The 12,914-nt window shown below is 41.4% G+C and carries 8 protein-coding genes; all 8 read right to left on the bottom strand.

Annotated features, from left to right (window positions below; translation table 11 throughout):
* Nucleotides 1–197: 197 nt before the first annotated feature.
* The gene (locus tag PSI22_RS11770; protein WP_273579908.1) at nucleotides 198–1,166 is read right to left on the bottom strand and encodes a hypothetical protein; all 969 of its coding nucleotides are present in this window, start codon (nucleotides 1,164–1,166) and stop codon (nucleotides 198–200) included.
* A gap of 252 nt (nucleotides 1,167–1,418) precedes the next feature.
* Nucleotides 1,419–2,330: a hypothetical protein gene (locus PSI22_RS11765; RefSeq protein ID WP_273579907.1), complete on the bottom strand. Its 912-nt coding sequence runs from the start codon at nucleotides 2,328–2,330 to the stop codon at nucleotides 1,419–1,421.
* 223 nt (nucleotides 2,331–2,553) lie between these two features.
* Nucleotides 2,554–3,507: a hypothetical protein gene (locus tag PSI22_RS11760; protein ID WP_273579906.1), complete on the bottom strand. Its 954-nt coding sequence runs from the start codon at nucleotides 3,505–3,507 to the stop codon at nucleotides 2,554–2,556.
* A gap of 127 nt (nucleotides 3,508–3,634) precedes the next feature.
* Entirely contained in the window at nucleotides 3,635–4,606 is a 972-nt protein-coding gene (locus PSI22_RS11755; RefSeq protein ID WP_273579905.1) for a hypothetical protein, read from the bottom strand.
* Between the two features lie 26 nt (nucleotides 4,607–4,632).
* Nucleotides 4,633–7,803, bottom strand: coding sequence for a toxin VasX (locus PSI22_RS11750; RefSeq protein ID WP_273579904.1), 3,171 nt, complete (start codon nucleotides 7,801–7,803; stop codon nucleotides 4,633–4,635).
* A gap of 18 nt (nucleotides 7,804–7,821) precedes the next feature.
* Nucleotides 7,822–9,033 (bottom strand): DUF4123 domain-containing protein, encoded by a 1,212-nt coding sequence (locus PSI22_RS11745; protein ID WP_273579903.1) that lies wholly within the window; start codon nucleotides 9,031–9,033, stop codon nucleotides 7,822–7,824.
* Complete coding sequence (gene tssI, locus PSI22_RS11740) at nucleotides 9,033–11,042, bottom strand: type VI secretion system tip protein TssI/VgrG (RefSeq protein WP_273579902.1); 2,010 nt, start codon at nucleotides 11,040–11,042, stop codon at nucleotides 9,033–9,035. Before tssI ends, PSI22_RS11745 begins: the two co-directional genes overlap by 1 nt.
* A 12-nt stretch (nucleotides 11,043–11,054) precedes the next feature.
* Nucleotides 11,055–12,797, bottom strand: a complete 1,743-nt coding sequence (locus tag PSI22_RS11735) for a type VI secretion system baseplate subunit TssF (RefSeq protein ID WP_273579901.1) — start codon at nucleotides 12,795–12,797, stop codon at nucleotides 11,055–11,057.
* Nucleotides 12,798–12,914 lie beyond the last annotated feature (117 nt).

The following is a 12,914-nucleotide window of genomic DNA, read 5'->3' as shown; positions in this document are numbered from 1 at the left end:
AAATGAATTTAATTTCGTTATCTTTAGCCATACAAAACAATCCCATATAAAAATTTAATATAAATGATAATAAAGTAACGATTTACAATATAATTTTTTAAACTTTAAAAATAGCACCGAGATAATTATAACATTCTTCGGTGCTATTTTTTCTGGAATAAAAATATAACTCACTGTATTAATATTTTTTCCAGCGATTATTTAGGATAAGTCGCCCCTTTCGGTGGCCCAAGCCTATCCAATTCAGCTAAAATTGCCGTAATCTGAGTTTCCCAATCCGTTGGTTTTATTTGCTTACGAAACCACGGTAATCGCTCTTGACGTTTAAAATCAACTGAACTGACAGCCTCTTTTCCTTGTAATAAATATTTTGACATAAATGCAAAAATATAAACTTTATCCTCGTCTGAGTTGAAAAGACTAAGATAAGGGATAAAAAACTGATATGTCAGTTCATTCTTTTCGTTCAGCCCATAACATTTAAAATGCAAAATATTATTAGCAAACGCTACGCCTAATTCTTTATAGCGAGATACATACACCTTCCCTTTTTTCCAAGTATAAAAAAGTTGTCTTTCATGATCAATGATGAAATTTGCAGGCTTACGTAATCTTAAAAAAATGCTGATAATAAGAATATTGGCACTCAGGAAAAACAACCCGAAACTGGCATCTATAATCAGGTATCGCCTAGCCCTTTCTTCACCATAATAGCTATCTTTAGAATAACGTATATATAGATATTTTAGCAGTGACACTTCTTTATCATTCGTTATTACTCTTAACGATTTAGTATATGCAGGTGCATTTGGGTTTAAATTAAATTGTTCTCCATAATATTTTTTTGCATTCTGAACAGACCAAAGAAAATTCCTTTCGTTAGCTTTCCATCCCTTAACAAAATCATTAATAAAAAATCCAAAACCTAACATAAACCCAATCATCACAGGTACTATAACTTCTTTTCTTGCTCTGATAAGATTATGACGAAAATGACACTCCTTGCTATTTATCTCATCCAAAAATCCTGCACGTTTTACGGTTTTATTATCCAGCAGAATTAGTTTTTGCTCCAGAACAGGATCACCAAATGTAGATAAAGGCTCTGTTGGAGGTGTCTTCACTCTAAAAATTTTCTTGAATATTTTTTTAATTAATATACTCATTTAACGTAATACCTCATCTTCATATCCATAAACCGCATTTTCCAACGTTGGCTCTTTTCCCCATTTATAACGCAAGGGTGAAATAGTATCTTATTTAAGCATATAGTACCAAGAAATATCTATATATAGAGAGTCATCAGTATCCATTTTTACAATTAGTATTGCCAGATCATTTATTAAAGAGGTTTTACAGAGCGTTAATAAACGCTCTGCATTCTATTTATTAATTATTGTAAAACTTGATTTTCTTCATTAAATATTGTCCTCAGATGTTTCCTCAGCCTGAGATACATTTGGAGGCATAATTTTATCTAACTTAACCAAAATATCTTCGACTTGAGATTTCCAATCAGTTGGTTTTGGTTCTTGACGCAAAACAAATAGCGATGCAAATAACGTTCTTTGACGTTGAAAATCGACTGAACTGACAGCCCCTTTCCCTTGAATTAAGTATTTCGCCATAAAGGTCAATAAATAGAATTTTCCTAACCATGAACTATAGATATTGGGAATACGAGGTCTGAAAGTATGAATAAACAAGTTATTATTTTCATCAAAACTATAAGTTCTTAAAAGCAAAATATTTTGAGAATGTACAACCTCTAATTGTGTATAGCGTGCAACATACATTTTTTCTTTTTCCCACGTATAAAAAATTTTCTTTTCTCTATTAATGATAAAAGGAGCTAATTTATGAGAGAAAAACAGAAAATACGAAAGAAAAGAATTCGCAGTAAGGAAAAGCAGAAAAAAACCACCATCCAATAATAAATAACCTCGTACAGTGGATTTTTTATAGAATCCATTATCCATATATCTAATATAAAAATATTCTGGTAACGATATAGTTTTGGAATCAGCAATATATTTATATGGTTTTAAATCCTCTGGTAATTTAGAGTTTAAATAAAATTCATCACCATATACATCCTTAGCATACTCAACCATTCTAAAATATCCTTTTTCATTACCTTTCCATGCTTTAATAAAATCATTAATAAAAAAACCGAATCCCAATAAAAATCCTATAAGAGTAGGAATAATAATATTATTTCTATAATTGTTAGTCTCGTTAATTATTACACAACCTTTATCATTAATTAATTCAACAACTCCCTCATTTTCTAATTGCTCCTTATCTAATATTACAATATCTTCCTTCAAAAGAGAATCGCAAACAGTTGACATTCGTGATAATTTAATTTCGTTATCTTTGGCTATACAAAACAATTCCATATAAAAAATTAATATAAATGATAATAAAGTAACGATTTACAATATAATTTTTTAAACTTTAAAATTAGCACCGAGATAATTATAATATTTTTCGGTGCTATTTTTTCTGGAATAAAAATATAACTCACTGTATTAATATTTTTTCCAACGATTATTTAGGATCAGTCGCCCCTTTCGGTGGTCCAAGCCTATCCAATTCAGCTAAGATTGCCGTAATCTGAGTTTCCCAATCTGCTGGTTTTGAGTTTTTATGTAAAGGAAATATTGATGATTGGCGTTTAAAATCCACTGAACTGACGGATTCTTTTCCTTGTATCAGATATTTTGCGACAAAAGCCAATAAATACTTTTTGCTTATTATGTCGTCTATTAGGTTAGGGATACGGGGTTCAAAAGCATAAATCATCAGTTTGTTATTTTTATCAAATCCATAAACTCTTAAATACAGAACATCATATAGATTAACAACATCGACTTGAGAATAACGCGCAACATACATTCTTCCCCTACGCCAGGTATAAAACAGTTGCCTTTCCAGATCAATAACAAGAGGGGATATTTTACGAAGTAAAGATAATACCCATAAATGAATTAAAATCATGGTAATAGAAAATAGAAAAAACCCACCATCTAGTAACAAGCCTTTTCGAGCTCTCGATTTACCGTAGAAACCACTATCCGTATAACGAATATGAAAATATTGAGGAAAAGAGATGCTCTCTGCATCAGCAATATACTCATAACTTTTATAATAATCTGGCAATTTAGGATTTAGATAAAAATCTTCCCCATATTTATTTTTAATAATACTAACAATTCTTAAATGAGATTTTTCATTAGCTTTCCATGATGTAATGTAATCATCAATAAAAAAACAAAAACCTAATAAAAAACCGGCTAAAGAAGCAAGTAAAACATTTTCACGATAATTACTCCTGCCATATCGTATTTCACATTTTTTATCATCAATTAAATCAATAAAACCCTCTGTTTTTATTTGCTCTTTATCCAGTATGCCAATGTCTTCATCCAAGAAAGGATCACACACTGTTGAAAGCAGGTTAACTTTGATATCACTAGTTTTTTTATAGTCCATATATTTCATAAATAATTTCTTCATTTATTTCATAATTGGAAAAAGCCTCTTTCCAAAATAGTTACAGAGCGCTGATAAACGCTCTGCTGGAAAGTTATGTATTTGAGAAATCCTAAATTTTTCTATCTACTTTCCATTAAACTCTTTCCTTATAAAGACTTTCAGACACAGAAACATGAGGTGAACCAGATTGACCTACTTCAGCCAAAATTGCTGCAACCTGTGACTCCCAATCTGCCGGTTTTGGCTCTTCACGTAACCAAAAAAGTGGTTTTCTACGTTTAAAATCAACCAAACTAACAGCATCTTTTCCTTGCACAAAATATTTTGATAAAAAGGTCAGTAAATATTCTATATCTATCCTTGTATTAAATACGCTTGGAAATTTAGGTGAAAAAAAATAGTTAATAATCTTATTGTTCTTACCGTATCCACAGGCTTTGAATCCTAAATTACCTGAGGAATTATAGACTTCCAATTGAGCATAATTTGCTACATATACCTTCCCTTTCACCCAAGTATAAAAAATCTGCCTTTCTCTATCGATGATAAAAGGAGGGATAGTACGAACTTTAAGTAAAAAATAAAAAGAAACAATAATAAAAAATAGATAAAGTAAGAAAAAACCACCATCTGTCATTAAAAAATATCTTGCCCGCTCTTCACTATAAAACCCATCTTTGGAGTAACGAATATGCCAATATTTTAAAAGTGAAATACTCTTATCGTGTGCAATATACTCATACATTTTTTGGTAATCTAGCACTTTAGGATTTAAATAAAAATACTCACCATATTGTTTCTTTGCATAAGCTACACTTCTAAAATAACCTTCCTCACTCGCATTCCATACTTTTAAATAATGGTTAATAAATGTCCCCATTCCAATCAAAGAACCAATAAAGTACAAATACATAAAGAACCGCCTCATTAAATTTAAGCTATTTGTAAAACGGCATTCTGTATCATTAATACTCTCTAAGCATGCTATTTTTTTTGCCTCTTTTTTATTGATTTTTCTGAATTTTTCGTTAAGAGCATCAGGGCATAACTCTGAAAAATTTTTCGTTTCAATAATATTTTTTTTAATAGAATATGTTCTACTCATAAGACAATCCTTTTTTACAGATAAAATTATCCACGCAATACTTCATCATCATAACCATAAATAGCATTTTCTAGTATTGGTTCCTTGCTCCATACATAACGCAGAGGAGAAATAACAGATTCAGTAGGCATATAATACCAAAATATTTTACTGTGTGAGGCTTCAAGTGAATCCATTTCTACTGTTAACGTTGTTAAACCACCTTCATCAGTTAATTTTTCATATCCCGCTTTCATCAATTCTTCAAAATTATTTTTAGCTGATTGCCGTATACTAATGTTTGATGCAACGACATTTGGTGCAGCAGGTGCATATGGTGAGCCAACCGCTAGCGCAGAAAGAGTAGAAGGTATTACCTGATAAAAAATCTCCGATTTTCCCCATTGAAAGCTGGGTAATGTGAAACGATATATTGCTTTTTTATCTTTAAACTCTCTTTTTAATGTTGGCGCCATAAAAAGATTAGCAAATTCCTGATATTCAACTTTAGTAGCATTACTAATTTCATTACTCATTTCTATTATTCTCTCGAACTGCACCTCAATTTTTTCGGGGCGTGGATCATCCCTACTCCAAAAAGCATACTTTTCCCCATTTCCCCAAAAACAGTTCTGCAATAAGTTTTCAAACTCATCCTTACTAAATATAAGAAGGTATAGTATTCCCAGAATGACAATAAATACTCCCACCCAAAAAAATGCTAAAGCGGCGCCAGTCAATGTAACTGCAGCCGCTTCCATTGTGGCTGCCCCTGCTACAACTCCTGTCGTAGTAGATGCAGTAGTTACCGCCGCATACCCATATGCAAGTGTCATCAGCAAGGTACCCGAACCAATCGAGATATGGGAATATCCTTCCCCCCGATTACCTAATCCAAAAGCATTGACCGCATCAGTATAAGACAGAATAGCACTAGCTACCCCAGAAGTACCGATACCTAACCGTGTAAAGGTGACCATATTTGCACTATTAAGTAGCATCTTACTTGATGCTTTGCCCACGAATGCCCTTGCGGCCGGACTACCCAATTTCGGTACTAATGCTCCGGCACTAATCATTGCCCTACCAATAAGGTTAGAAGTTCCCCTCACAGCAATAAGCCCACCTAATATGGTATTCATGAATGTCCCGGCAAAATACATAGGAAGCCTGTTTGTACCAAAAGGAGAATTATTATCAAAACTCGACTGAGCTAATAACGTATTTAGCGTATAAGCCTTCATAAACAAATCTAGCCCCACTAAACTACTATCCAATAAATGACTAATATATTTGTTATTATGTTGAAAGAATTTTATTCCCGTATTGAACTTAGGCTGCTCATAATGAATAGCAGACATTTTTATTTTCTGGCGCCCAGTATAATTATCAATACATTTAGCCCAATCAAATACTTTCTTTATTCCTGCTTTTTGTACATGAGATTTAATTTTATCTGCTGCTTTTTTCAAATATTCTGATTGTTCTTTTGGTTCTATCTGTTTCAAAAAATTATAAAAATCTTTTTCTGTCAGTGTTACATATTGACCTTTTTCTATACGTATCCCCCAAATGGCCAGACACTTAGGTATCAGAACCTGAGTTATCTTTTCTATACTTTTTATATGCAAGTCCAGTGCTTTTTTATGTGTTTTTTCTGCAAGAAATACATAAAATTTCCCCAGTATCGGACCAATAGCCTCCAATAATGTATCCACTCCCTGTGCAAGATTTTTAGCGACCAGTGTTTTGTCAGCACCAGCATGACCCAATGTATTCACAATACCATTACGGACAACATCCCATGTACTACTTGATTCAGATGCTTGTACTCCACCCAATAGTTGTTCTACCTCTCGTATCCCTATTTCAGAATTAAGTAATGGACCAATTAATTCAGCAAATAAAGTACAAAATACTCTAAATTCTTCGGCATCTCTTTCGGTAATAACATCCTTTTTTTTAGTTACAGAGAAAAAATATTTAAAATAGTGCGCCAATCCCCCTCTCTGATCTGAAATGGAATTTTTCTCAAAAAAAGATTTATATAGACTGACTGTTTCTTTCAGTTTTTCTGTTGTCTCAGAAATCGGAGTATTTAATTTAGGCCACCAAGTTTTCCAGTTCTCCTGATGAATACAATCCTTAAGATATTTTTTAATTTTTTCATCCTTTGACATCTCCATTTGTTCAACAAATTGCCCTATAGAGATAGGATGCATATAGGTTGCTACATAATTTATTTGCCAAGCCGAAAGTAACTCATACGCCATTAAAATATCACGCTGATATCCCACCGGATCATGCAAGACCACAATCTTCGCTTTATCTTTGTAATAAGGGCAGATAAGACTGTCGATATAACGCATTTCCATCTCGGCATCCATGAAAAAACTGCCTTCCGTCGTGATATCCCCCAAATCAGCAGCGTGTAAAAGCGGATCGGATAATTGATTTTTGTATGCCTGAAATTGTTTTTCAGGATCTTTGAAATCTTCCACTAATCCGTCGAAATGTTCTTGTCTGGCATCAATGGCATAATCTGATACCTCACTGTCTAAATCCACAAATTGCATCGCACTCTTGCGGAAGTTTTTATCGTTATCCATCTTATTCAGGACAGATTTAGCCAGCTCGACTTCACTGTAAACGAGACTGATTTGGGTCACATCTTTATCTATCGCCAGAAAAGGATAGCCTAATCCCGCGGTACCGCTGGCAGGGTGGATTTCTTCCCACGATGAGCTTCCGGCTTTTTGCTCATATTTAGTGTATTTTGTGACCATCCCCCTTTTGCCCTCTAAGGTGACAATTTCAGGGCTGAATTTGAAAATCAGTAATTTGCCACCCTGTTGGGAGCCCCTAGTTTTAATCGGCCCTTCTTCTTTGACATAGATCCAACCCGGTCTTGGCATGCGAATGCTATAGCCCCCCAGAACGCTGGCACTTAATGAATCATCATCAGGATCAATAAACGTACTTATTGACGGCGGTAATTGAGCATCTATCCATGTGTCACCAAAGAAATTCATATAGGCATATCTGACAGGATAAACTGGCCGGATATTGGCGTCACAGGGCCTGACAACGGTATCCATGTCCAGCTCATGAGGTATGCGTGCCTTCGCCTCATCGACCATTTTTTCAAACGTTTTTGCCGCTTTTTTCGCGGCGGTCTCAAGAGCGTCACCCGCGCTCGTTAATATCGATTTTTCCATTTCTCTTCTCTCCTTGTGTTAACTTAATGCCCGGTTTTTAAAACAATATTCATAACAAGCCAGCGCCCGTACCTCTTGCGCCTGTGCTTCGGCACAGGCATGCTGCCATGCCCGCTGCCAGAGTGCTTCGTTACCCCGCGCCAGACTTCTGCCCGCCACCAGATACAGAATGGAACGCTGATGGGCGAAACCCGCCAGACAGGCAAGATTGGCCTGTTGCACCACAAAGGCGGGCAGCTGTTCTTGCTGTTCGGGCGACAGTTCAGGCTGGGTCTCTGCAATAAATTTCACTATCTGCGCCACCGCCCGCGCTTGGGTCTGCCCCGCCAATATGCCCACCAGAGAACGGTTGATGGCCACGGGAGCCGTTTTTTCCTGATCCAGGCTGTTTTCAGCCACAGAAAGGGCGTAGTACTGCCCCGTCTGGCTGTCGAAATAACCGATCCGCATTATCGGGCGCATAAAGTGCATCAGTTGTTCATCCGGCAGGCTTTTCAGTAGCGGAAGCAAGCCTTGCGGCACATAGAAGCGGTAAAACACCCAGGATTGGTGTTGTTCATTTCTCAGATAGGTGAATTTACGCAGGTGATTACGGATCACAGGAAATGGCTGGTCACTGTCGATAAAAATGCCCGGCTCCGGGGTGATCGGCTGGGTGATCTTCTGCTGAAAAACCGAGTGAACCGTTGGGTCATCCGTTAACTCCACCAGATAAGGGGCGCTGTCTTCGAGCGTGATTTGGGTTTCTCCCTGAAACAGGCTTTCCCATCGCAGGTTGGAGACCATCAGGTCTGGCACGATAAAACTGCCCATGACCCGGCGGTAAACCGTGGCATCAATCACCATATAGCGGTATTGCCCGCTCGCTCTGGCGGGCAGGGTTTCCGTCACGGCAAACTGCAATACGCCACGCGCGGCCGGTAGGAGGGGGTTGTTATTGTATTCGTCCAACGGGATCACCCGGGCATTCCGCTCCACCCCCTGCCGGAACTGCCGCAATAGCGGCAATTCGACATCAGCGCTGGCGGCAAGGTATTCAGGCAACGGCTGAATACCTTGGTATTGCCCCGGTGAATCTCCCGCCTGCAGGACATATTCTGCCAGTGCCGACAGCGCCTGCTGCTTACTCGTTGCATGGACAATCGCCCGGGCAGAGTCATGTTCGCCTTGTGGCGTGGTATAGGCATAATCCACCACCCAATGTTCGGCATAATCGGGTATCCAGGACATTATTCCGATGACTCCTGCTGCTTACGGGCTTTTTCCCGGCAATCCTCGGCCATGACCAACCCTTCATTAGCTGAGCCGCTGAGTGACGGCACCGTGCCCGGGCTGCCCCCCGTTACCGACACATCCCCTTGCAGGGTGATTTTGCCGGTGATCGTCACCCCTGAACTATCCAGCTTAATCGACCCTGCCTTGCCTTTGATCAGCACGGATTCGCTGGCCTGTAGCGTATGGACTTTCGTCAGGCTCTGGATGTTGTTGACCACATTCAGGGTGTAGTTGTTGTTGATTCTGGCGGTTTTGTCCCGGCCCACTTCTTGCAGGTGATCCGCAAAGATATTTTCCTGCCAGTTGTTGTTGATGCGGGTTTTGCGATCTTTGGTGATGGTTTCAAACTGGTTCAGGTCAATCTGGATGTGCTGTTCATGCATGATCCGGATGAATTCATCGTGACCGATTTCATGTTTGCGGTTGTTCAGAACATGGTGGCTTTCATCGTGACCCACACGCTGGGTCTTATCGTGGTTTATCTCGATAAGCTGATCTTTTTGGGCGTGGATATAGATCTCTTCACGGCCTTTCGCATCTTCAAAGCGCAATTCGTTAAACCCCTCACCTTTGTGGGTGCGGGTCTTGAAGGTGGTGCGCGTTTTTTCCGCCGGCAGATCCAGCGGTGGGCGGTTGCGTCCGTTGTAGGTACAGCCGGTGACGATCGGACGATCAATATCCCCGTTCAGGTAGGAAACAATCACCTCCTGACCGATGCGCGGGATCGCCATAAAACCATAGCCATCACCATTCCAGCCCTGCGCCACCCGTACCCAGCAGGATGCCCGGTCGTCCGCGTCATCGTAACGGTTCCAGTGGAAATGCACTTTGATAGCGCCCTGTTTGTCGACGTAGATCTCTTCCCCCTCCGGCCCCACGACGGTGGCCACTTCATCGCCATCCGCCAGTGGCTTGTAACGGAAAGGCGGGCGCCAATCCTGCCTGCCCGGAATAAAGGAAATCTGGTTGGTCAGGGTGGTCCCCTCCCCGGCCTCACCGGAGGCTTGTGGCTGATGCCCCTGATGGGAAACCGTGACTATCTGCCAGCGATCATTCATGGCACCAATCGGGTGGGATTGCAGAACGAAAATCCGCCCCGGTCTTAATTTGATACAATTGGTACTCGCTTTACCGACTTTGCTCTGGTTCTGCAACTGCTCCAGCCGCAATTGGGTGAAAGGACGACCTTCTGCATCCTTCTGAAAACGGCCATAACTTTCAAAAACTGAATGCCCCATGCCTTTTTCCAGTGCAGCGGTATGTTGCAATGGGTAGGAGGGGCGCAGGAAGTTGTTGTCTTTATGGAGGGTTTCATCGGGGCAGAGGTATTCGCCATAATTCCACTGCCATGCGGTTGAATCACTGTTGTCGGTATTGGCCTGAACGTTGTAGGTCAGGGTCAGTGCCGCCAACATGCCAAGGTGAGCGTTGCTGTAGAACAGCTTGTCCTCTTCAAACCAGAACATGATGCCCTCTTCCGCTGCCAGACGGCACCAGAAATCGTAGGCAGATTCACGTTTTTGGGTGGTGTATTCCCGTATCGCATGTTGCTGATGATCTTTATAGAATTTACTCTCCGCCTTGATGCGATGCTCTTTCAGCAACCGGGCGAGAATATCCGGTACGGATTGGTAATGAAAAATCCGGCTGTCCTGATTGAGCGTCATCAACCACATTTCAGGACGGACAATAAAGGTGTAATAGGTACGCAGACCGTCAGTATTGCCCTGCTCTGCCCCCGCTACAATGCCGTTGACGGTGCGTTCAGTGACGCCATCGCGCATGACGGTCAGAGAAGCGCTGGTGCCAAGCTGCTCGCTGAGCGCCACGTTATCCAGTGAACTGACGACGGTCATGGTCAGGTGAAAAAGTTGCGATAACCCTTCCTGTAAACTGAAATCCACGACCTGAAAGGTGGTTTTCGGCAGTCGGCCTATCCGGCAGGTAAAAACTAATCCATCCATTGTAGAAATTCCTTACATGATTGAGCGATAACCTTCCAGCATTGAAGGTGACAGATACCATTCCGTCCTTGAAGGCTGGCTGAGCACGCGCATTCGCAGCCATGTCCCCTGGGCAAGGCAGAACGGGAAGAATTGGTATAATGAATTGGCGAATCGGTACATTTCACCGGCACTGGTATAGGCTGATTCATCCATTTCCAGGGTGATAAGCAGGCAGCGGACAGGCCTGCCCCGGATAAGCCTGTCGCCCCATTTCGCGGTGATATTGCTGATCCCGTCAATCATGCGCCGGATGCTGCGGCTGCCCGGGCGATCACCCTCTGGGTACAGGTCAAAATCCTGCAACAGTTGCCTGACCGATTCCACGCTCTCTAAGGCGTAGCTGCCAATGGCATAGTGTGACAGGAAATCCCAATAGCGGAGGCTGTCGGTAATGGGGGGATAGGTGCGTGAAGTGGGCGTGATGTTTTTTAATTGCAAAATCTCGGGAACATTTTCACCGCCCAGATAAATCGCCCCGGATGTCAGGGGGGGCAGGTTCTGTTCAAAGCCATAAAAATGGCAGATGAATTCGCACTCCGGCGGTTTATGCATTAATTTCCCTTCCCTGTCATAGAACACCACTTGGTAACGGACTCTATTCCATTCATCATGGGGGGTTTCAAGTCCGTAGAACCCGGCGTTGTCATATTCAGGGTGGTAACGCTCCATGCCGGTCAACAGGCTCGCCGGATAGAACCGATACTCATTCCCACGGTGCTCTTCTTCGCTGCCCGGCTCATTTTTCAACTCAATGCCGACGATATGCAAAATTCCCTGATTAGGTGCCAGCGGCAGAGGATAACGGGCGGTTTCGGCGGCAAAAGGCAGTGTAACCTGACAGTTGCGCTCCATGTTGACAACAGGGACACAATGTAGCTGAAATGCCGATTCGATTTGTTCCGCAGATAACGGCAGTAGCGTATTTAATGTCAATTCCACACTGAATTCGCGATGTTCCGCCAGTTTGAGTTGTTTCGCCATTATTGGCAGGGGTAAATCCAGAAATTGGTTGATATGTGGCAGATAGAGCGATTCTATGAGCAACTGGGGTGCCCAATTGTCATCTTTGGCCGATGACAGTGCCAGACGGGATGCACCGAAACGGGCTTCAAATCGCTCTCCCTGAGCTTTATAAACCTGCCCGTTGTGGTGCAGCTCGGCATCGGTGTAATACTGCATAAGCCCCAGCATCAGTATATCGGCGACTGGCTCATCACTGCTCAGGAACAAGCTTATCGGTCTGGTCTGCCACTCCGCTTCTTTACCGGTGTAACGAAATTTCAGGATGATTTTGGTCGCCTGTATCTGATGTATGATTTCACGGGAAACCAATGTCAGGGGGGCAACCGGGCACGGACGACACATCACAAATGGCTGACCTGCCTCGGTATAAACCTCGGTTCCTGCCGGGATGGAAAAATCGGAATCTCCCTGCCCATGACTGTCGAACTGGATAATACTGGTTGCAGGAAGGCCTTTCAGCGGCTGGGCACGCAATTTTTGCAACAATGGCCGCGTCAGTTCAGGAAAGCCATCCTCGATTTTTTGCTCCAGGCGCGCCGTTAACACAGAGGCGCCCTCAAAAAGTCTTTCGACATCAGGATCCCCGCCCCCCAGTACATCACGGAGGTGCGGGTTTTCTTCACTCACAATTTTCGCAAGTTGCCTTAAATAATCGAATTCCCGCTGATAATAATATTCAAACGATTTCACAACTGACTCCTTTTCCTTAAAGCGGCATGTTGTGAGAATGACCACTTTGCCTTTATACCCGTCCTTCAAGTTGCAGCGTTGTTGGCGTCCTGAAATACATAGGGCATATGTTGAGTT

It is taken from the genome of Xenorhabdus aichiensis (genome assembly GCF_028598775.1).
Classification (GTDB): Bacteria; Pseudomonadota; Gammaproteobacteria; order Enterobacterales; family Enterobacteriaceae; genus Xenorhabdus; species Xenorhabdus bovienii.
This window is presented reverse-complemented; position numbering and strand designations above follow the sequence as displayed.

Bases quoted from the DNA above. Each gene is read 5' to 3' on its own strand.
- PSI22_RS11750 (WP_273579904.1), bottom strand. From the start codon at position 7,803: ATGGAAAAATCGATATTAACGAGCGCGGGTGACGCTCTTGAGACCGCC.
- PSI22_RS11755 (WP_273579905.1), bottom strand. From the start codon at position 4,606: ATGAGTAGAACATATTCTATTAAAAAAAATATTATTGAAACGAAAAAT.
- PSI22_RS11760 (WP_273579906.1), bottom strand. From the start codon at position 3,507: ATGAAATATATGGACTATAAAAAAACTAGTGATATCAAAGTTAACCTG.
- PSI22_RS11745 (WP_273579903.1), bottom strand. From the start codon at position 9,033: ATGTCCTGGATACCCGATTATGCCGAACATTGGGTGGTGGATTATGCC.
- PSI22_RS11770 (WP_273579908.1), bottom strand. From the start codon at position 1,166: ATGAGTATATTAATTAAAAAAATATTCAAGAAAATTTTTAGAGTGAAG.
- tssI (WP_273579902.1), bottom strand. From the start codon at position 11,042: ATGGATGGATTAGTTTTTACCTGCCGGATAGGCCGACTGCCGAAAACC.